Below are 21,260 nucleotides of genomic sequence, written 5' to 3'. Positions count from 1 at the left end.
GAATTTGTTGTTTTATTAACAGATATGCAAAGTGAGGAGTCCACTACCTGGATTATTCAACGCATGTTTGCTGCTATGAACGAAGCCGTACACATCGAGAGTACTGACGTTTTTCTGGATGTTCGCATCGGTGTCAGCATGTATCCTAATGATGGAGATGATCCTGATCTGTTGCTCGCAAATGCCGGCGCAGCCTTACGCGAGGCTAAAACATCGGTGGGTCGCGATGTGTGCCTTTATTTCAGCAAAGAGATGAACCAACGCTCAAAAACACAGTTACGTATGGAGGGACAGTTACACCGGGCTATCGAACGGGGTGAGTTGTTTCTTGAATACCAGCCTGTTATCGATATGAGTACAGGGCGAATTTCCAGTTTTGAAGCGCTGATACGCTGGCGTCACCCAGAGCTTGGGCTTGTGACACCTGATAACTTTATCCCGATGGCGGAAAATGCCGGACTGATCGAGGCAATAGGTGACTGGGTACTGGAAAATGCGTGCAGACAATTAAAAGCCTGGCAAACCCGTGGGCATGATCACCTGTCTATGGCGATCAACCTGTCTCCGGTTCAACTGCGTAAAGCCGAGCTGGCTGAGAACATTGTCAGCATTGTAGAACAAACAGGCATTTCACCCGGATCTTTGACTATCGAAATTACCGAAAGCGCCTTAATTCAGAATTTAGATACAGCGGTTTCGATTATTGATCGCCTGAGCGCTGTAGGGATACGCGTCTCCCTGGATGACTTTGGGACAGGATACTCTTCCCTTAGTTACCTTAAACGCTTTCCTATTGATATCGTAAAAATAGACAGGTCATTCCTCCAGGACTTCCCATCTCATGCACATGACACTGCCATTATCAGCGCTATCATCGCGATGGCACACAGTTTGGGATTACATGTCATCGCTGAAGGGGTAGAAACAGAAGAGCAACTTAAAGTACTACAAAATCTGAAATGCGATGAAATTCAGGGATACTTGTTCAGCAGACCCATATCTCGTGAGCAAGCAACCGCGCTTCTTACCAGCCCTTCAAATATACGTCGTCAGGTATGGGCCGCCGGTTCAAATGACAAGCCAGTGAACAATTCAGCGCTCAGCGGTGTGCTTAATAACGCCCCTTCACGTAAAAGCGTTACACCGCAAGTACATTAAGCTATGTAATTTTGTTTAGCTTTTATCATCCACAAAATGGTGTTCGGTCATCATATGACCCATTTTCCCCATTTTTGTAGCAAGGTATTCTTCATTGTGACGATTTTTACCTACTTGTAACGGAACACGTTCGGCGACTTTTACACCATAGGTTTCCAGCGCTGCAACTTTACGTGGGTTATTAGTCATTAACCGGACAGCTTTGATACCTAAGTGTTCCAGCATCGGCTCACACATACTGTAGTTTCGCAAATCAGCGGCGAATCCTAAGCGCTCATTTGCCTCAACGGTATCGGCTCCCTGGTCTTGCAGGTGGTAGGCTTTAATCTTGTTTAGCAAACCAATTCCACGGCCTTCCTGGCGCAGATATAAAAGCACACCACGTCCATTTTCGGCAATACGTTTTAAGGCCTCTTGTAGCTGGAAACCACAGTCACAACGAAGACTAAACAATGCATCACCTGTCAGACATTCTGAGTGCACCCGGGCCAATACTGGCTCATCACCGGAGACATCACCAAAAACCATGGCGATATGTTCTTTATTGGTTTCTGTATCCTCAAACCCCACCATAGTAAAGGTACCCCAAGGCATTGGAAGTTTGGAATCAGCTACATACTCGATAGTCACTCATCTATCCTCAAAAAACAGGCAGCATAGTTTATCAGTGGACGGCGCTTTTGGGTAATCATTATCACTGTCTGGGCAGCATCACAGATTTTAGTTCGGCATTCAGCTGGCGGGGCAACAATAAATGTGCATGCAAACCTCCCATATCGGAGGGCAGAAGTTGGAACATGCCTTTATACTGATGAACAATTTCCATAACGATACTCAGCCCCAGACCATGCCCGGTGGTAGATTCATCAAGCCGTTCTCCCCGCGACATCAGCTGTGTCATTTTATCGGCAGGAATACCCGGCCCATCATCTTCGATACACAACTCTAAACATTGCTCGTTCATCATGCCTTTGATGCGGACTCTTGTTGTAGCCCATTTACTCGCGTTATCAATCAAATTCCCCATTAGCTCAATTAAATCATCACGCTCTCCCGGGAAGAATGTCGTGCTTTTTATATTGACTTCATATTCGAGTCCTTTATCCCGGTATATCATCGACATCGCTTTGATTAACTTTTCAACCTCCTCTTCAATAATGACCTTCTGACCTGGCATGGCAGCACCGGCTATGCGCGCCCGCGTAAGCTCTCTGTCAACCAGGTTTCTCAGTGCGTTAGATTGTTGCTCAAGCGCATTCGCGCAACTGGGACTGGATTGTCTGAGCGTTTCTATTTGTCGGTCAATCACCGTTAACGGGGTTTTAGCTGCATGAGCCAGATTTCCCACCGCATGCCGGGAGCGATCTAAACGCAGACTCATACTCTCGACCATGTAGTTTATCTCATTAACTAACGGCGCTATCTCTTTGATCTGAACCTCTGGCAGCGTACTGATATCACCCTCTTTAAGTTTTACGATATCCTGGCGCATACGCGTCAGACTTTTCAAACCACCACGAATAATAATGATCTGTGCTATCAATAGAACAAGAATAAACAGAAAACCTACGCCCGCCACCCACCAGCTTAAGGACTTTAACTTCGCTTCAATTTGGCTGATATCTTCAGCTAATACGATACGTATCTGATGTCCGGCTTTTTCAAAACGATTATCGTATACCAACCAGGGAGTACCCCGCTTGTACTGCAGGTTAATATTCATTTGCCCAACAGGCTTACCGTCATAGGTTGGGATCTCTTCATCCCACAATGATCTTGAATATTTCCACTGGCCATCATCGACCAAAAATTGGTAGTAGTGCCCGGACATGGGTTGTGTATAAACGGGAGAGATATAATCAGCGTCGATCTGCCATTCGTTATCTTTGCGCATAACCGCTTGCAGCACAGTACGTGCATCGCTTTGCATTCTTGCACTTATAAACTCATAAGCCACTTCGCGTACTGTCATACCCTGTAAGAACCAGAGTAGCGTAAAAAGCGTTAAGATCAGCCCAATAAAGGCGAGATTGAGTCGTCCTTGTATTGAGTTCATCATAGGTGGTTTACAAAGGTGTATCCCTGCCCACGCTTAGTCTGGATACGATCTTTGCCAATTTTTTTGCGCAGCATCTTAATGTAAGCTTCAACGACATTACTGTCGTTCTCTGCTCCATCATCATAAATATGTTCAACAATTTGTAATTTAGAGAGCAGCCTGCCCGGGTTGTGCATAAAATAGCGTAAAAGCTTATATTCCATTCCTGTCAGCTCAATCTCCAGCTGGCCATCAACACTTACTGCCTGCGTTTTTTCATTCAGGAGTAAACCGGACGCCTCTAATTGCTTGGTGGGCTGTTGTTTAGCACGACGTAAAAGAGCCGTCATGCGCGCCACCAGCTCTTCTGTATGAAAAGGCTTCGCCAGATAATCATCTGCACCCGCATCAAAACCATCTATCTTTTCCTGCCAGGAAGAACGTGCTGTCAGGATAAGTGTGGGGATATTATTGCTGCGCTTACGCCAGTTTTTTAATACCTCAATACCCGGGCGCTGCGGCAAACCTAAATCCAGCACAGCCAGATCGTAGATATCTTCAAAGCCGAGCGCCTCGCCATCAACCCCATTGTCGGCAAGATCAACGGCATAGCCCAGCCCCGCCAACTCTTTCTTCAGGTCTGGCCCTAAAGCCGGGTCATCTTCTACCAAGAGTATTCTCATGGAGAAACCTTAAAGTCAGCCATAACTTCACCATTTGAAGCATCCATGTAAAAATTATTCACTACCCCATTATCACCGACAGACTCAATCTGATAATAATAACGATCATTTTGTTTTATCAGATAGGCATCAAGAACATGATCACTTGATCGCTGCTTTCCTAATGCCATCAGATCTGACATTGGCAGTATTTCGCCACGTTTTACTAATATCCGACAGGCTTCATAATCTAAACGAGATCCGTTTTCATACGTCGTAGGATAAGGAGTGATAGGCCTCCCTTCCTCCGCTTCAACTAACGGGGAGAACAGAATTAATAATGGAAGCAAAATATTTATTGTTCTTTTATTCATATAGTCTCCAACGTTATCTCTATAGTATAAGGGAGATACGTTTAGCATATCCCCCCTACACTATATAGTTCTGTAAAAGTACTAAGGAACATCATACTCAGCATTTTCTACTACCTAAATAGCTTTCTACTGAATGTTCATTAGCCGCTATTGATAAATCGGTGATTAAACAAAAATCACCTATCTTTTGTGGTGCAACATAGCCTTCACTTAGTCGGCGCTCTGTCGAATGGCTGGAAAGCGCACTCTCATAAATACCGCTAAAGCTATAGTTTTGATCCGCCATGGTAGTACTTGGGGACTGCATGTTGAATTCAGTTGAATTCATGGGTGGAGCCAATCCTTGCGGTGAACCTATCGCGGTAGCGGCAAACAGGACTGAAGTAAGGGCAATTGTCTGTGTAAACATTTTCATGATCCTTCTCCTCTCTTATTTCTATTGCAGAATAAGCCCTGAAACTGAAACAAAACTGAAAAAAATCACTGCTTTTAGAACAAAAAAGCCTAACTAAGAGATTAAATATATAAGCAGATGTAACGACCCTAAGGCCAGAAAACCCGCTAATACATCATCCAGCATAATGCCAAAGCCACCATGGACGTGTTTATCTACCCATTTAATCGGCCAGGGTTTCCAAATATCAAACAGGCGGAATAATGCAAACCCAAGCACAAGACTCCACCATGAAACAGGCACAGCAATCATGGTGATCCAGAAACCGACAAACTCATCCCAGACGATACCCGGATGATCGTGAACCTGCAGATCTTTTGCCGTTTGTCCGCAAAAATAGATACCCACAACTGAAGCAAAAATAATGACAAATATATATTCGGATAACGATAATGATGACAACAGCAAAAACAGAGGAACGGCCGCCAAAGTCCCAAAAGTGCCCGGCGCTTTAGGTGCGAGACCGCTGCCAAAGCCGAAGGCGAGAAAGTGAACAGGGTTACTTAAAACAGGTTTAGGATTTGGTTGCATAAAAAGTCTCGTTTAGCAGATTAAAAATGTTGATAACCGTTTGCTTCAACGGTGCACCACTCGCCTGCCTGAAAAAGCTGTAAACCAGGTTTATCACAGATAGCACCGACAGCGGTCACTGGCACTTTATGATACTGAAGTTGCGCCTGAAGATTACCCCACTGTTCGGCAGGAATGGTAAAACACAACTCAAAGTCCTCACCTCCGGTTAGTGCCCACTTTTGTGCGGTATCGGCATCAGTGAAAGCCTGCAGCGCGTCAGAAAGAGGAAGTGCTGCCGGGTTTATCTGTGCCCCTACCCGGGAGTGCTCAAGAATATGCGCCAGATCACCCAACAATCCATCAGATATATCGATACAAGAGGAGGCAAAAGGTGCGATCAGCTGCCCTGTCGATATACGCGGCAAAGGACGATAGAAACGCTGACGCAGGTACTCAATGTTTTCAGCTGAAGAAATATGTTTGGGAGAAGTAAGATGTGCAGGGGCACTTTTTAGATAAGAATCATTCAATAGCGACTCTAGCCCAGCCCTGCTATCTCCCAACGTACCCGTAACGCAAACCAGATCGCCCGGCTTAGCGCCACTTCGCAATAATGCACACCCGGTCTGAACAAAGCCATGCACTTGTGCCGTTAGCGTAAGGGGGCCACGCGTCGTATCACCGCCCACCAACTGAATCTTATACTGTTGAGTCGCCTCCGACAGCGCCGCTGAAAAACTACTGACCCAAGACTCATCAGCATGCGGCAATGTCAGTGCCAGGGTCAGCCATGCTGGGGTTGCTCCCATAGCCGCTAAGTCACTGACTGAGGCCCCGAGTAATCGCCAGGCAAGCTGTTCAGCTGGCGTATCCGGCAAAAAATGTGTCCCTTCTACCAACGTATCGATAGAGACGACTAACTGCTGACCAGGCGGTACATTCAATACCGCACAGTCATCACCGATACCCACTGATACGCCGCACATCGAACTGTCTCGTTGCAGGGACTGAAAATATTGACGTATCAGTGCAAACTCATCCATGTCTGCTTATTTTCCCCGTGCGCCTCGAATCTCAACCATACGTACCCGCTGGGCCAGCTTGTCGAGGATACCATTCACATAGCGATGACTATCGGTTGCACCAAAAATCTTTGCTAAATCAACACTTTCGTTAATAGCAACACGATAAGGCACTTCAGGACGATTGATCAGCTCAAAGCTACCAATACGTAACACGGCCAACTCTACAGGATCGAGTTCATGCAAACCACGATCCAGAAACGGTTGAAACGCTTCATCCAGATCACTTTTAGAATGTGTGACTCCCTGAAGAATCTCCCGGAAAAGTTTTACATCAGTGCCTGACATATCATTATCAATACGGAACTGTGCTTCGATCTCGTTGACCGGTTGGCCCGCCATATGCCACTGATACAAGGCTTGCAAAGCAAAACCCCGCGCTGAGCGACGCTGTGCCGTTAAAGACGTTTTTTTGGCTTTACGTGGAGCGGATGAGCTTTCTTCTGTCATTCGGATTATGCCTCAAGGTTACGTAGCAAGCTAACCATTTCTAGTGCAGATAACGCTGCTTCAGCGCCTTTATTGCCTGCTTTTGTGCCGGATCGTTCTATTGCCTGTTCGATGCTGTTTACCGTCAGAATACCGTTGGCAACCGGGATACCAGAATCCATAGATACTTGAGCAACTCCTTTTGAGCTTTCCGCAGAAACATACTCAAAGTGAGGGGTTCCGCCACGAATAACAGCACCCAGGGCGATGATGGCGTCATCTTTTTTCTGCGCGGCCACTTTCTGTACCGCTAAAGGAATCTCAAAGGCGCCGGGCACACGTACCACGCGAATATTATCTTCTTTGATACCATGACGCTTGAGCGTGTCCAACGCCCCTTCTAAAAGACTCTCAACCACAAATGCGTTGAAACGACCCACTACGATGGTGTAGTTACCATCAGCGGAAACGAAGTCACCTTCAATAAATTGTACTGGCATAATATGTTCCTGTTTATTACTCGTCGCAGGGAATGTATTCGACAATTTCCAGATCAAATCCGGATATTGCATTAAATTTAACCGGAGAACTGAGCAAGCGCATTTTACCTACACCCAGATCACGTAAAATCTGAGAACCGGTACCCACGGTCAGGTAAGCGCCTGATGAGCTGAAGTTTGCGGCACGTGTTTTCGGCAGTTTGCCTAAGACACGGTCTAACGCGGTACCCAGATCTTCACGTTGACCATTATCCAGCAGTAACACAACGCCCTGGCCTGCTTTCGCCACATACTCCAGAGCACGGTGCATTGTCCACTTGGAATCACCGTCACGGTTTACGCCAACCAGATCACGTAAGACATCACCGCGCACATGTACACGAACAATAGACGCCTCATCAGGCGTAATATTACCCTTGACCAGCGCCATGTGTGTCACATTCTGGATAGTGTCATGATAGGTTGTGTAATTAAAATCACCGTATTCGGTGGCTAATACACCTTCCGCAGCCTTCTCGACCGTATGCTCATTGATAGTGCGGTAATGAATCAGGTCGGCAATCGTACCAATCTTCAAACCATGCTTTTGAGCAAACTTTTCCAGATCAGGACGACGCGCCATCGTGCCATCATCATTCATAATTTCAACGATAACCGCAGCAGGCGTCAATCCCGCCATACGCGCCAAATCACACCCCGCTTCCGTATGTCCTGCACGGCTCAATACACCACCCGGCTGTGCCATCAACGGAAAGATATGCCCCGGCTGTACGATATCCTCCGGTTTAGCATCACCTTTTACCGCTACACGGACTGTGTGGGCACGATCGGCAGCAGAAATACCCGTCGTTACGCCTGTCGCGGCTTCAATTGACATCGTAAAGTTGGTCGAAAATTGAGCGCCGTTGCTTTGCACCATCAACGGCAGTTTTAGCTGCTCACAACGCTGTCTGGTTAATGTCAGGCAAATTAAGCCACGCGCATGCATCGCCATAAAATTAATATCTTCAGCGCGCACCTGATCAGCAGCAATAACGATATCGCCTTCATTTTCGCGATCTTCATCATCCATCAGGATGACCATCTTACCCTGACGAATATCTTCGATCAGTTCTTGTGGGCTATTTAGCTCCATCATTACCTTCCTGTGTTGTATGCTTTCAGCGCTTCATATAACCGTGTTCCGCCAGCGTCGCCAGCGTCAAACCACTCTGTTTTTCTTGCGTATTCTCTAGCTGCCCAGCCATCAGAAGGCGCTCCATATAGCGCGCGATAATATCTACTTCCAAATGTACTTCTGAGCCTGTTTCGTACTGATCAAGCAATGTTTGCTGTGCGGTATGCGGTACGATATTGAGAGACAACAACGCACCCTGCACACTATTAACGGTTAAACTGACACCATCGACAGTGATAGACCCTTTCCCTGCAATATATCGTGACAACCCCGCTGGAGCTTCAACCACCAGATGAATAGAACGCGCATCCTCGCGCCGCTCAACCACTTTGCCAATACCGTCAACATGCCCGGTCACTATATGCCCGCCTAAACGGCTCGTAGGCATCAATGCTTTTTCTAAGTTAACGCGTTCGCCAACTTTGAATGACGCTAACCGCGTGTGCGCCAGGGATTCACGTGATACATCTGCCCAAAAACCATCGCCCGGCAACGCTACCGCGGTTAAACAAACGCCATTGGTAGCAATACTGTCACCTAATTTCACATCAGACAGATCCAATTGATCGCTACGAATATAAAGACGCAGATCACCTTGTACCTGCTCGATGGCAGCCACCTCACCCAACGCCTCAATAATGCCGGTAAACATCAGACAGAACCCTCTTCAACGTCGCTTTCAGGATTTTTATCGAAACGATAGGTGAGTCGTAAATCATCACCTAGTTGCAGTAAATCAGTCATTACCAGACGTTTCTGTTGTGCCATTTTATCCAGCGGCAACTGCAAGAGTGGACGCGCCTCAGATCCCAACAACGTCGGCGCCATATAGACAATCAACTCATCTACCAGACCCGCCTCAACAAAGGCTCCGGCTAATTGCGCTCCCGCTTCAACCAGCACTTCATTGGTGTGCTCAGTAGCGGCTAAATAACGCAGTAACCAATGCAAATCAATGCGACCATCATTGGTTTGCTGCGCCGCGAGCACTTCAGCATACGGCATTTCACGCTCGCCCGATGTCACCCATAACGTACGCCCCGGCTGCTGCAATATTTTAGCGGCAGGGCTCAACTGCCCCGTCGAATCAAGCACCACTCGTAAAGGTTGTTGTTTTACAACCTCAGCGGCATTCTCGAGTCCGAGTTCAGCCTCACGCACCGTCAAAGAAGAGTCATCCAGCTGAATTGAACCAATGCCGGTGACAATAGCAGCGCTTCTGGCACGCAAGCGTTGTACGTCCTGACGAGCCGCCGTGCCGGTAATCCATTGGGACTCACCACTTTGCATAGCGGTTCTGCCATCCAGGCTCATCGCCAGTTTAACCCTGACCCACGGCATGCCGGTTTCCATCCGCTTGATAAAGCCAGGATTAAGCTCATGAGACTGCGTATTCAATAAACCCACACTGCAATCAATACCGGCGTGCTGCAGCATCTGTATGCCTCGCCCAGCCACTTCCGGATTAGGGTCTTGCATTGCACTCACGACTCTCACTACGCCTGCTTTAATCAAGCCTTCAGCACAGGGTGGTGTGCGGCCGTAATGGCTACAAGGCTCCAACGTAACATAGGCAGTAGCCCCCCGGGCAGCCTCACCCGCTTCTTTCAAGGCATTGACTTCAGCATGCCCCTCACCCGCACGCAGATGAAAACCACGTCCGATAATTTTTCCATCTTTAACTAAAACACATCCGACTCGCGGGTTAGGATGTGTGGTATACAACCCCTGTCGCGCAAGCTGGATCGCTTCCTCCATATAGGTTGTATCTTCTATACTCCATACAGACATGGCTTAATTGTCAGCCTCTTCTTCAGATAAACGCTCAATCTCTTCTCTGAATTCGTTGATATCCTGAAAGCTTCGGTATACGGAAGCAAAACGAACGTAAGCGACCTGATCGAGTTTACGCAGCGCAGCCATCACCTCTTCACCCAACTGACGGGAAGGAAGTTCACGCTCACCGGTTGCACGCAGGCGATGCTTGATGCGATTAATACATGCCTCGACATCTTCAACACTCACCGGACGTTTCTCTAACGCGCGTTGAATACCCGCACGCAGTTTATCTTCATCAAAAGGTTGGCGTGAGCCATCGGCTTTGATCAGGCGAGGCATCAGAAGTTCAGCAATTTCGAAGGTGGTATAGCGTTCATGACAGGCTATACATTCACGTCGTCTGCGTACCTGCTGACCTTCAGCCACCAGACGCGAATCGACTACTTTGGTTTCATTGGCGCCACAAAAGGGACAATGCATCGTGAAATCCTGTCATAAAAGAGCGTTGGTACCGCTTAAGCAGCCTGTACCCAAAATAAAGAGCGATGTGGTGACTCATAAAACATAACGCAAAAAAGGGCGACCTCTCAGTCGCCCCGGCTATTCTACCCGATTTAGTGCTTATTTATAAACAGGGAAACGGCTGCAGATATCCAGCACCTGCGCTTTAACTCTCTCGTTAGTCGCTTCGTTGTTTATATCGTCGAGAATATCGCAAATCCAGTTAGCCAACTGAATAACTTCGGCTTCTTTGAAACCACGACGTGTTACCGCTGGCGTACCAATACGCAATCCGGAAGTCACAAACGGTGACCGTGGATCGTTCGGTACAGAGTTTTTATTAACGGTAATATTAGCGCGTCCCAGAGCCGCGTCAGCATCTTTACCGCTGTACTCTTTATCGATCAGATCCATCAGGAACAGGTGATCATCTGTGCCATCAGAAACGATCTTAATAGCACGTGATTTGAAGGTTTCAGCCATCGCCTGCGCATTTTTTACGACCTGCACCTGATACGCTTTCCACTCAGGCTCCATCGCTTCTTTAAAGCACACCGCTTTCGCTGCAATGATATGCATTAACGGACCGCCCTGGGATTCAGGGAAAACGGCAAAATTCAGCTTTTTCTGCAGATCTTCATCCGCACGCGCAGACAGGATCAAACCACCACGTGGTCCGCCTAATGTTTTATGTGTGGTTGTCGTCACAACATCGGCCAATGCCATAGGCGATGGGTATGCACCAGCAGCTACAAGACCTGCTACATGTGCCATATCAACAAACAGATAAGCACCTACTTTGTCTGCGATATCACGAAAACGCTGCCAGTCAACAATTCGGGAGTAAGCTGAGAAGCCTGCAACAATCATTTTTGGCTTATGCTCAACCGCCAGGCGCTCAACCTCTGCATAGTCAATTTCGCCTGTTTCAGCATTCAGTCCATATTGAATCGCGTTGTAAATACGCCCTGAAAAAGAAACGGCGGCACCGTGCGTTAAGTGTCCACCATGAGCCAGACTCATACCCAGAATGGTATCGCCTGGTTTACACAAGGCCATATAAACCGCAGCGTTTGCCTGTGAACCAGAATGGGGCTGCACATTAGCATAGGTTGCACCGAACAGTTCGCAGGCGCGATCTATTGCCAGTTGCTCAACAACATCAACATATTCACAACCGCCGTAGTAGCGTTTGCCAGGATAGCCTTCAGCATATTTATTGGTCAGCACAGAGCCCTGAGCTTCCATTACACGCGGGCTGGTGTAGTTCTCAGAAGCAATCAGCTCGATGTGCTCTTCTTGACGTGTGGCTTCAGACTGCATTGCTGACCATAGATCAGCATCAAAGCCGGCAATTGACATATCTTTGCTAAACATAGCTATCCCCCAAGTAACGGAAAGGTGACTGAACGGTTACAGGTCTCGCCCGGAGAATCTCCGGCCTTAAACTCTATCCTTAGACCCAAGTCTTAGACCCAAGCCTTAAAAAAGGAGCGCATTATACTCTAATCTGACACAAAAACGCACTTGAAAGTGCGTCACCTGATCACGAAGAAGATTCATCTAACGGTATAGCTGATTATTGCCTTAGTAACATGCTAAGCTACGCGCCTTTCTTAATATGACTACCGAGATGTGTAGAGATGGCTTTTATTCGATGGTTTTTAGGTAAAATACTCCTGACGCTTAACTTTTTGACCACACCACGCGGTATCAAACGAGCACATGAAGAACAGGTTCAAATTGATAAAAAGACACACCAACTGGCACTTTATCAGTTCCATGCCTGCCCTTTTTGCATCAAAGTTCGCCGGGCAATGAAGCGCTACTCACTGAATATAGAGTTACGCGATGCTAAAAAAGCAGGACAGTTCCGACAGGAATTATCAGAACAAGGAGGCCAAATCAAAGTACCGTGTCTGCGCATCACGAACGAAGACGGATCGACCAGTTGGATGTATGAATCGAATGACATCATACGCTACTTAGAGAAAAAATTTGTCCATCAGTCAAGTTAAGATCGCCAGACAAACAGGTATTACTGAAAAGCCCCGACCATACGCAACACTGTGTATTTAAGTATTTGAAAGAAAATCGAGCTTGTTAACTGCCTGATAACACCGTTACCTTATTCAAGAATCAACGTCTGCGCTCAAGCTCGAAAGACAACCCCGACATCAGCCGGATCCTTATATTCGACACCTGAATTAAAAACCCTCTTAACCAGATTTTAACCTCTGGATGCTTATGATAGCAGACAGATATTATGGGTGGTGAAATCTTGGTTTCTGATTTGCCTGACCTTTTCTTTTTGGCTGTAAATCAAAACATAAAGCGAAGCAAACGCCCGTAGTTACTTACATACATGCACGCATGCATGTATTATTATCACCCTAAATATTCGTGCTGCTTGTATACAAGCATTCAAGCGATTAGCAGATTAATTAAGAGTCAGTAAGCTGAGGTTGTCATGGTAACAAATACCCAACTCAAACGTGGTGCCGCATTCGCAACGATATGTTGCGTTGTATTTCTGGTGGGGTGCCAGGAAGAGCAAGTTCAACAAGCACAACCAAAAGCACCAACGAAAGTGGATGTCGTCACTATTAAAGCCGAAACCATAGAGGTTAAAGAAACCGGTTCTGGTCGTGTGACCGCTTCTAAAACGGCTGAGATCCGTCCACAAGTGAGTGGGATTTTGCAAAAGCGTTTATTTACTGAAGGTAGCACTGTCAAGGAAGGCGATGCGCTTTACCAAATAGACTCAGCTGTTTATCAGGCTGCACTAGCCAGTGCTAAAGCGGACTTGGCGGTCGCTAATGCAAATGCTGCCAGCCTTAAAGAGCAGGCAGAACGTTTCTCTCGCTTAGTGAAACAATCAGCCGTTAGTAAGCAGGAAGCGGCTAATGCTGTATCGTCCTGGAAGCAAGCGCAAGCGCAAATTCTGGCGGCAGAAGCGGCTGTTAAGGCGGCACAAATTAATCTGAATTATACAAAAATCACCGCGCCAATCTCAGGCATTATCGGCCGTTCGACAGTAACAGAGGGTGCATTAGTCTCTGCCGCGCAAACAACAGCCCTGGCAACCATTCGCCAAATCACTCCCCTCTATGTTGATATGCAGCGCCCGGTAACGGCTGTTTTAAAAATGAAACGTAAATCCACAGCGCAAGAGATACCGGTCAACCTGGTACTGGAGGATGGCTACCCCTATGACGAACAAGGTAAGTTAGAGTTCTCCGAAGTCAGCGTCGATGAAACAACAGGTACTGTGAATGCGCGTGCACGTTTTGAAAACACACAAGGGCTGTTGCTGCCAGGCATGTATGTACGTGCCACCATTATCACAGAACAAATCAGTGATGCGATACTAGCTCCGCAAAAGGGAATCACGCATCAACCAGATGGATCAACAGCTGCTCTGGTTGTTAACCCGGATGGCGTTGTTATCACACAAAAAGTGGAAGTGGGCGATGCAATTGGTGATCAGTGGCTTGTAAGGTCAGGTCTGAATCCCGGTGACAAGGTCATTGTTGGCGGTCTGCAAAAAGTAAAAGCAGGCGATAAAGCTGAAGCGATAGAACAAGGCCGATTAGATACAACGGCTGGTTCTGGCACACAATCGCAAGACTAAGGAGTACCTGATTAATGGCTAGATTTTTTATAGACAGGCCTATTTTTGCGTGGGTTATTGCCATCATCATTATGCTGGCGGGCACACTGTCTGTTGTAAGCTTACCTGTTGAGCAATATCCGACTATCGCACCGCCTACGATAAGTATTAGTGCAACATATGCAGGTGCATCGGCAGAAACAGTAGAAAATAGTGTTACCAAAGTTATCGAACAGAACATGACAGGTCTGGATAACCTGTTATACATGTCTTCACAAAGTGATAACTCTGGCAACTCGAGTATTACACTGACCTTTGCATCCGGTACTGATCCCGACACGGCACAGGTACAAGTACAGAACAAGCTATCCGTTGCGGAAGCATCCTTACCGACAACGGTACAGGAGCAAGGCGTTACTGTTACGAAATCCAGTGCATCATTTTTGATGGTTATAGGCTTAGTCTCTGAAGATGGAAGCCTGGGCAGAACAGATCTCGCTGATTATGCATACAGCACACTGCGTGATCCGCTTTCTCGCGTGAATGGCGTAGGTAATATCCGTGTATTTGGTGCTCAATATGCGATGCGGATATGGATGAATCCTGAAAAACTAACAGCTGTTGGCCTGACGCCCCTAGATGTCACTACGGCTATTCAGGCTCAGAACACACAGCTCGCGGTGGGTCAGCTTGGCGGGTTACCCTCAGTTAACAACCAGCAATTAAATGCGACGATTACGGCCCAGTCGCGTTTTACCCATACTGATCAGTTTGAAAATATTCTACTCACCGTAAATACTGATGGTTCTCAGGTTCGATTAAAAGATGTTGCACGTATTGAATTAGGTGCAGAAAGCTATGACGCAGAAAGTCGCTATAAAGGCAAACCGGCTACCGGCATGGCTATCCAACTTGCGACAGGGGCAAATGCACTCGATACGGCCGAGGCTGTGCGCGCAAAAGTGTCTGAGCTATATCAGTACTTTCCTGAAAATGTAGCCGTTGTTTATCCCTATGATACAACACCGTTTGTAAAGATATCGATCACAGAAGTGGTGCATACGCTCATTGAAGCGGTTATTTTGGTCTTCTTGGTTATGTTCCTGTTCCTGGGCAACTTCCGCGCCACCCTTATTCCGACAATTATTGTCCCTGTAGTCCTTCTGGGCACGTTTGGCATTATGGCAGCCTTGGGTTTTAGTATTAACACACTCACCATGTTTGGTTTGGTGTTAGCGATTGGCTTGCTGGTCGATGATGCGATTGTTGTTGTCGAAAACGTCGAGCGTGTGATGGAGGAGGATAAGCTCTCTCCGTTAGAAGCAACGCGAAAATCGATGGATGAAATTACCGGTGCACTGATAGGTATAGCGCTGGTGCTGTCAGCAGTATTTGTGCCGATGGCCTTCTTTGGCGGCTCTACCGGTGCTATTTATCGCCAGTTCTCTATTACGATTGTGTCAGCAATGGTGCTTTCTGTATTGATGGCGCTGATTCTGACCCCGGCGTTATGTGCCACTATTTTAAAACCTGCAGATACCCATAACCATGACCGTAAAGGCCTCTTTGGTTGGTTCAACCGTATGTTTACCAGGATGACGGGGAAATATGAAGGCAGTGTTGCTTATATCGTTAAGCGCCCTACCCGCTTGCTGCTTATCTACGCATTAATGATTGGTGGTGTGATTTTCATGTATCAGAAATTACCGACATCATTTTTGCCGGATGAAGACCAAGGGCTGTTTTTAACACTCGTGCAATTACCGTCTGGTTCTACGCAAGCGCGAACGCTTGACGTAATGAAACAGGTGGAAGATTACTACGCTTCCGTTCCTGAGATTGAGTCTTACTTTACGGTAGCAGGCTTTAGCTTTGCAGGTTCCGGCCAGAATATGGGGATGGCCTTTACTAAATTAAAGCCGTGGGACGAACGTCAAGGTCCCGGGCAATCCGCACAAGCCCTGATTGGTAAAGCGTTTGGCGCATTAAGTCAGATTCGCGATGCCACGATTTTCCCTATTAACTTACCCGCAATTCGTGGGCTGGGGACAGCGTCGGGGTTCAGCGCGATGCTGCTGGATCGGAATAACCTGGGCCACGAGAAGCTTGTGGCGGCACGCAACCAATTATTGGGCATGGCTGCTCAGGATTCTCGCTTAACAGGGGTGCGCCCCAACGGCATGGAAGATGTAGCCGTGTTCCACGTAGATATCGATTATGAAAAAGTCTCTGCATTGGGGCTGAGTATTGACGATGTAAACTCAACCATGAGTACTGCGTGGGGTTCAAAATATGTAAATGACTTTATCAATAACGGCCGCGTCAAAAAAGTATATGTTCAAGCCGATGCTGAATATCGTATGTTGCCGACAGATATCGACCGCTGGTATGTGCGCAATAGCGATGGTGGAATGGTGCCCTTCAGTGCATTCGCTACGGCTAGCTGGACTTATGATTCACCACGTTTAGAGCGCTATAACGGTGCATCATCTATGAACGTGCAGGGACAGGCAGCAGTAGGTTTAAGTTCAGGCGACGCAATGACAGCGATTGAAGAAATCGTTGCTAAATTACCCGGCGGTATAGGGCTGGAATGGACGGGTCTGTCGTTTCAGGAACAAGCCAGTGGCGCGCAAGCACCCATGTTATATGGCTTGTCATTACTGATCGTATTCCTCTGCTTAGCGGCATTGTATGAAAGTTGGTCGATCCCATTTGCAGTGATGCTGGTTGTTCCTTTAGGTATATTAGGAGCCTTGGTCGCAGCAACAGGTCGGGAATTAAGTAACGATGTTTACTTCCAGGTAGGTTTGCTGACGACGATTGGTTTATCGGCGAAGAACGCTATCTTGATTGTCGAGTTTGCCAAAAGCGAAGTCGACAGTGGTAAGGAATTAATCACTGCCACAATTGATGCCTGTCGTATGCGCTTACGTCCCATTATCATGACATCCATGGCCTTTATTTTGGGTGTAACACCGCTGGTGATTAGTAGCGGTGCGGGAGCCGCTAGCCGCCAGGCGATCGGTACCGGTGTGATGGGCGGAATGATTGCAGCCACTGTTCTGGCTATTTTCTTCGTACCTCTCTTCTATGTATTGGTGATGAAACTAAGCTATAAAATAACGGCTAAAAAGCCCAATGCGATCCCGGCAGTAGACAAGGAGACCGGCCATGCATAAGCAACTCTTAGCAGTGGTAGTCTCGGGGGTGCTGGCGGGCTGTTCTCTGGCGCCTGACTATCAGCGCCCTGATGTAGACATTATTAACGCATGGACCCCCGCTGAACAGCAACCGGCGGCTATGCCGATGGGCTGGGAGTCAGTATTTGATGATGCGGCATTACAACAGCTTATTCAGCTGGGTTTGGAAAGTAATAAAGATCTGCAAATCGCCTTACTGAATGTTGAGCTGTACAGAAAGCAATATCAAATCCAGCGTGCGGAGTTAATCCCGAGCTTAACCTTGAATGGAGCGGGTACGCGCACCGCGTCGTCTGCTTTCTCGGGTAATTCCTCGATTTCTAGTGCCTATAGCGTGACCGCAGGCATGACGGCCTACGAATTAGATCTATTTGGTAAAATCAGAAACCTGAAAGATGAGGTTTTAGAAACCTATCTGGCACAAGAGCAGGTAAAACGTTCTACACGCTTAACCATTATTGCCAATATAGTAACGGCTTACCTCACTTGGGTTGCCGATACCGAGCAACTGAAACTGGCGCAAGAAAACCTTAAAATTGAAGAAGATAACAATCGTCTGGTGACCTTACGTTACGATCAGGGCATTGATTCCTCTGTTGTACAAGCGCAAGCTCAGGCCTCTTATGAAGATATGCTGGTTACACTGTCGCGCTATCAGCGCCTGGTCGATCAGGATCGCTATGCATTAGTGCTCTTGTTAGGGGCAGAATTACCGACAGACTTTAAACCAGCAGAAAAGCTGGAAGCTGTGAAGATTGCGACAGTCGGAGCAGGTTTACCTTCTACGCTGCTGAATCAACGCCCGGACATTCTTGCTGCTGAGCATTCTTTACGTGCGGCTAATGCCAATATTGGGGTAGCACGGGCGGCTCTGTTCCCATCAATCAGCCTAACAGCCAATGCCGGTACAGAAAGTAGCGAGCTGAGTGGCTTATTTGATTCAGGATCAGGTGCATGGACCTTCGCACCGTCAATTTCTTTACCTATTTTTAACAGTGGCGCGCTGCGTCGTGATGTTGAAGTTGCTGAAATTGAAAATCAGATAGCCGTAAAACAGTATGAAAAAGCAGTTCAGAGCGCCTTTACCGATGTCTCCGATGCATTAACGGCTCTATCTGGCTATGCAACTGAACTGGAGAATCAAAACAAAGCGCTAAAATCTTATCAGCGCTATTTTGATCTGGCGGATCTTCGTTATCAGTCAGGTGTTGATAGCATGCTAACGCGTTTAGATGCACAGAGCAGCCTGGTAAGCAGCCAGCAAGCGAGTATTACTGCCCGCTTAGCTTTGTACCAATCGCAGATAGATCTTTATAAAGCGTTGGGCGGTGGCTGGGATCAAGAAATCAAGCCCGCGGTTACGAGTGCTATTCAATAGACACTTCCGTCTTCAATGGGAATAATCTGCGTGAATATACCCAGGTCTGAAATGACGAAAAAAATCCGATGCAGCTAGTCGCATCGGATTTTTTAGCCATGATGACTCTGCCCCCGATACTTATGAAAAAATATCATCAAATAACCGATTAAAACGAGTAAAGTTGCCCCCAACCCCTGACTCCTTTATTGTTTAGCCTTTATTTAATTCCACTCAACAATTTTAAGCAGCTTTTTAGATTATCCTTTTAGGTTCTGCTGAGAAATACTGCCTGAAATATATGAGTTTCATTTTAATATTTTTAGTTAAAATGAAGATGTATGTTAACTAACTCCACACGCTGAGGGCTTATGGCACAGTACGTTTATTCAATGAACCGCTTGGGAAAAATCGTTCCACCCAAGCGACAAATTCTAAAAGACATTTCGCTTTCTTTTTTCCCTGGCGCAAAGATTGGTGTACTGGGTCTGAACGGTTCGGGTAAATCCACCCTACTCAAAATAATGGCGGGCGTTGACACGGATTTTATCGGCGAGGCTCACCCCATGCCGAATCTCAACATAGGCTATTTACCACAAGAGCCGCAACTGGATGACAGTAAAACAGTACGGGAAATCGTCGAAGAATCGGTTTCTGATGTCAAAAATGCGCTGACAGAGCTCGATCAGGTCTATGCCGCCTATGCAGAACCCGATGCAGATTTTGACGCCTTGGCAAAAAAGCAGGGAGAGCTTGAAAACCTGATTGAAAGCAAAGATGGGCATAACCTGGAAATTGCACTGGAACGTGCTGCTGACGCAATGCGACTGCCACCCTGGGATGCCCGCGTTGAACATCTATCGGGAGGTGAGCGCCGCCGCGTAGCGCTATGCCGCTTACTGCTTGATAAGCCGGACATGCTACTACTGGATGAGCCGACCAACCACCTTGATGCTGAATCTATCGCCTGGATCGAACGCTTTTTACAGGAATACCCAGGCACTGTGGTTGCGATTACCCATGACCGTTATTTCCTGGATAACGCAGCTGGCTGGATTCTGGAGCTGGATCGCGGCCACGGTATTCCGTACGAAGGTAATTACTCATCCTGGCTGGAACAGAAAGAGCAGCGCTTAGCCCAGGAATCTAAACAGGAAGCGGCTCATCAAAAAGCCGTTAAGTCTGAATTGGAATGGGTGCAACAAGGCCAGAAAGGCCGACAAGCGAAATCCAAAGCGCGCTTAAAACAGTTCGAAGAGATGAACTCACGCGAATTTCAGGCACGTAATGAAACGCAGGAGATCTACATTCCGCCAGGGCCACGTCTAGGAACCCAGGTCATTGAGCTGAAGGATGTTTCCAAGGCATACGGCGACAAATTATTGTTCGAAAACCTTACAGCAACGATTCCTCAGGGTGCAATTGTGGGCATCATCGGAGGGAACGGTGCGGGTAAATCGACTCTATTCAAAATGATTGCCGGTGAAGAAACGCCAGATTCCGGCGAAGTCGTGATCGGCAGTACGGTGAAACTTGCTTATGTTGATCAGATGCGCCAACTCAATGGTGATAACAGCGTTTGGCAAGAACTCTCTGATGGGCAGGATATTATAACCATTGGTAATTATCAGACACCTTCTCGCGCTTATTGCGGCCGTTTTAACTTCAAAGGTTCCGATCAACAGAAACGGGTAGGTGATCTTTCCGGTGGAGAGCGCAACCGCCTGCATTTGGCGAAGCTGCTCAAAGAAGGTGGCAATGTCTTGTTACTGGATGAGCCAACCAACGATTTGGATGTTGAAACATTACGCGCACTGGAAGAAGCCATACTGGCGTTTCCTGGTTGTGCCGTCGTCATTTCACATGATCGCTGGTTCCTTGATCGGGTGTGTACTCATATGCTGGCCTATGAAGGTAATTCTCAGGTCGCTTTCTTTGAAGGTAACTACACAGAATACGCGGAAGACTACAAACGCCGTCATGGCAAAGACCATCAGCCTGAACGCATAAAGTACAAGCGTATCGGCTAACATCTCAGACGACCAACAGCTTCTGCTTGTTGGTCGTCTGCTTTTATCAAGAGTGTATGACATCCGTTTGCAATAGCAACTCAAACTCATCAGCAGGCACTGGACGGCTAAACAGATACCCTTGTCCATATTCACACTGGTGGGCCAACAATAACTGGTACTGCTCTTCTGTTTCAATACCCTCAGCAATCACTTTCAGGCCCAACCCCTGTCCCATTGCGATAGCAGCTGCCACTAACTTAAGGTCAGCGTGATCAACAGTAATGTCATTGATAAAGCTCTTATCGACTTTTAAAGTATCAAAGGGATAGCTACGCAGATAGCTGAGTGACGAGTAACCGGTACCAAAATCATCCATCGAAATACCCATACCCATTTTATTCAGATCTG

The 21,260-nt window shown here is 47.2% G+C and carries 21 protein-coding genes; 6 read left to right on the top strand and 15 right to left on the bottom strand.

Annotation, left to right across the window (positions count from 1 at the left end; genetic code table 11):
* On the top strand, window positions 1–1,158 hold a 1,158-nt coding region (locus ABY436_RS11870), incomplete at its 5' end, for a putative bifunctional diguanylate cyclase/phosphodiesterase (protein WP_372739182.1).
* A 15-nt stretch (window positions 1,159–1,173) separates the two neighbouring features.
* Here ABY436_RS11870 and ribA read toward each other — a convergent pair.
* The 14 genes from ribA to glyA form a co-directional block, all read right to left on the bottom strand.
* Entirely contained in the window at window positions 1,174–1,788 is a 615-nt protein-coding gene (gene ribA / locus ABY436_RS11865; RefSeq protein ID WP_090723818.1) for a GTP cyclohydrolase II, read from the bottom strand.
* 64 nt (window positions 1,789–1,852) lie between these two features.
* Window positions 1,853–3,217: an ATP-binding protein gene (locus tag ABY436_RS11860; RefSeq protein ID WP_372739181.1), complete on the bottom strand. Its 1,365-nt coding sequence runs from the start codon at window positions 3,215–3,217 to the stop codon at window positions 1,853–1,855.
* A complete protein-coding gene (locus tag ABY436_RS11855) occupies window positions 3,214–3,879 on the bottom strand; it encodes a response regulator transcription factor (RefSeq protein ID WP_090723816.1) in 666 nt (221 codons plus the stop codon). The genes ABY436_RS11860 and ABY436_RS11855 overlap by 4 nt, the downstream gene beginning before the upstream one ends.
* The gene (locus ABY436_RS11850) at window positions 3,876–4,232 is read right to left on the bottom strand and encodes a PepSY domain-containing protein (protein ID WP_372739180.1); all 357 of its coding nucleotides are present in this window, start codon (window positions 4,230–4,232) and stop codon (window positions 3,876–3,878) included. The genes ABY436_RS11855 and ABY436_RS11850 overlap by 4 nt, the downstream gene beginning before the upstream one ends.
* A 97-nt stretch (window positions 4,233–4,329) precedes the next feature.
* Window positions 4,330–4,641, bottom strand: coding sequence for a hypothetical protein (locus ABY436_RS11845; protein ID WP_372739179.1), 312 nt, complete (start codon window positions 4,639–4,641; stop codon window positions 4,330–4,332).
* A 99-nt stretch (window positions 4,642–4,740) separates the two neighbouring features.
* The gene (locus ABY436_RS11840) at window positions 4,741–5,217 is read right to left on the bottom strand and encodes a phosphatidylglycerophosphatase A (RefSeq protein WP_372739178.1); all 477 of its coding nucleotides are present in this window, start codon (window positions 5,215–5,217) and stop codon (window positions 4,741–4,743) included.
* 20 nt (window positions 5,218–5,237) lie between these two features.
* Window positions 5,238–6,242, bottom strand: a complete 1,005-nt coding sequence (gene thiL, locus ABY436_RS11835) for a thiamine-phosphate kinase (RefSeq protein WP_372739177.1) — start codon at window positions 6,240–6,242, stop codon at window positions 5,238–5,240.
* 6 nt (window positions 6,243–6,248) lie between these two features.
* Complete coding sequence (nusB, locus tag ABY436_RS11830; RefSeq protein ID WP_090723805.1) at window positions 6,249–6,731, bottom strand: transcription antitermination factor NusB; 483 nt, start codon at window positions 6,729–6,731, stop codon at window positions 6,249–6,251.
* 5 nt (window positions 6,732–6,736) lie between these two features.
* Window positions 6,737–7,210 carry a 6,7-dimethyl-8-ribityllumazine synthase gene (gene ribE / locus ABY436_RS11825; protein ID WP_372739176.1) on the bottom strand — a complete coding sequence of 158 codons (474 nt, stop codon included), beginning with the start codon at window positions 7,208–7,210 and terminating at the stop codon, window positions 6,737–6,739.
* A 16-nt stretch (window positions 7,211–7,226) separates the two neighbouring features.
* Entirely contained in the window at window positions 7,227–8,345 is a 1,119-nt protein-coding gene (gene ribBA, locus ABY436_RS11820) for a bifunctional 3,4-dihydroxy-2-butanone-4-phosphate synthase/GTP cyclohydrolase II (protein WP_372739183.1), read from the bottom strand.
* Window positions 8,346–8,370: 25 nt separating this feature from the next.
* Entirely contained in the window at window positions 8,371–9,039 is a 669-nt protein-coding gene (locus ABY436_RS11815; protein ID WP_372739175.1) for a riboflavin synthase, read from the bottom strand.
* Complete coding sequence (gene ribD, locus ABY436_RS11810; RefSeq protein WP_372739174.1) at window positions 9,039–10,178, bottom strand: bifunctional diaminohydroxyphosphoribosylaminopyrimidine deaminase/5-amino-6-(5-phosphoribosylamino)uracil reductase RibD; 1,140 nt, start codon at window positions 10,176–10,178, stop codon at window positions 9,039–9,041. Before ribD ends, ABY436_RS11815 begins: the two co-directional genes overlap by 1 nt.
* A 3-nt stretch (window positions 10,179–10,181) precedes the next feature.
* Window positions 10,182–10,646, bottom strand: coding sequence for a transcriptional regulator NrdR (nrdR, locus tag ABY436_RS11805; protein ID WP_372739173.1), 465 nt, complete (start codon window positions 10,644–10,646; stop codon window positions 10,182–10,184).
* 141 nt (window positions 10,647–10,787) lie between these two features.
* Window positions 10,788–12,044, bottom strand: a complete 1,257-nt coding sequence (glyA, locus tag ABY436_RS11800) for a serine hydroxymethyltransferase (RefSeq protein WP_372739172.1) — start codon at window positions 12,042–12,044, stop codon at window positions 10,788–10,790.
* Between the two features lie 266 nt (window positions 12,045–12,310).
* Here glyA and ABY436_RS11795 point away from each other — a divergent pair, with 266 nt between their 5' ends.
* From ABY436_RS11795 to ettA, 5 genes are all read left to right on the top strand, one after another.
* Window positions 12,311–12,685 carry a glutathione S-transferase N-terminal domain-containing protein gene (locus ABY436_RS11795; RefSeq protein ID WP_372739171.1) on the top strand — a complete coding sequence of 125 codons (375 nt, stop codon included), beginning with the start codon at window positions 12,311–12,313 and terminating at the stop codon, window positions 12,683–12,685.
* 452 nt (window positions 12,686–13,137) lie between these two features.
* Window positions 13,138–14,301, top strand: a complete 1,164-nt coding sequence (locus tag ABY436_RS11790; RefSeq protein WP_372739170.1) for an efflux RND transporter periplasmic adaptor subunit — start codon at window positions 13,138–13,140, stop codon at window positions 14,299–14,301.
* A 14-nt stretch (window positions 14,302–14,315) separates the two neighbouring features.
* Window positions 14,316–17,462, top strand: a complete 3,147-nt coding sequence (locus ABY436_RS11785) for an efflux RND transporter permease subunit (protein ID WP_372739169.1) — start codon at window positions 14,316–14,318, stop codon at window positions 17,460–17,462.
* On the top strand, window positions 17,455–18,861 hold the full coding sequence (locus ABY436_RS11780; RefSeq protein ID WP_372739168.1) for an efflux transporter outer membrane subunit: 1,407 nt from the start codon (window positions 17,455–17,457) through the stop codon (window positions 18,859–18,861). The genes ABY436_RS11785 and ABY436_RS11780 overlap by 8 nt, the downstream gene beginning before the upstream one ends.
* A gap of 350 nt (window positions 18,862–19,211) precedes the next feature.
* Window positions 19,212–20,870 (top strand): energy-dependent translational throttle protein EttA, encoded by a 1,659-nt coding sequence (gene ettA / locus ABY436_RS11775; protein WP_372739167.1) that lies wholly within the window; start codon window positions 19,212–19,214, stop codon window positions 20,868–20,870.
* Between the two features lie 46 nt (window positions 20,871–20,916).
* Here ettA and ABY436_RS11770 read toward each other — a convergent pair.
* Window positions 20,917–21,260 (bottom strand): EAL domain-containing protein (locus ABY436_RS11770; RefSeq protein ID WP_372739166.1); only part of this gene is annotated, 344 nt, incomplete at its 5' end.

The sequence above is a fragment of the Neptunomonas sp. genome (assembly GCF_041601355.1).
Taxonomy (GTDB): Bacteria; Pseudomonadota; Gammaproteobacteria; order Pseudomonadales; family Balneatricaceae; genus Neptunomonas.
This window is presented reverse-complemented; position numbering and strand designations above follow the sequence as displayed.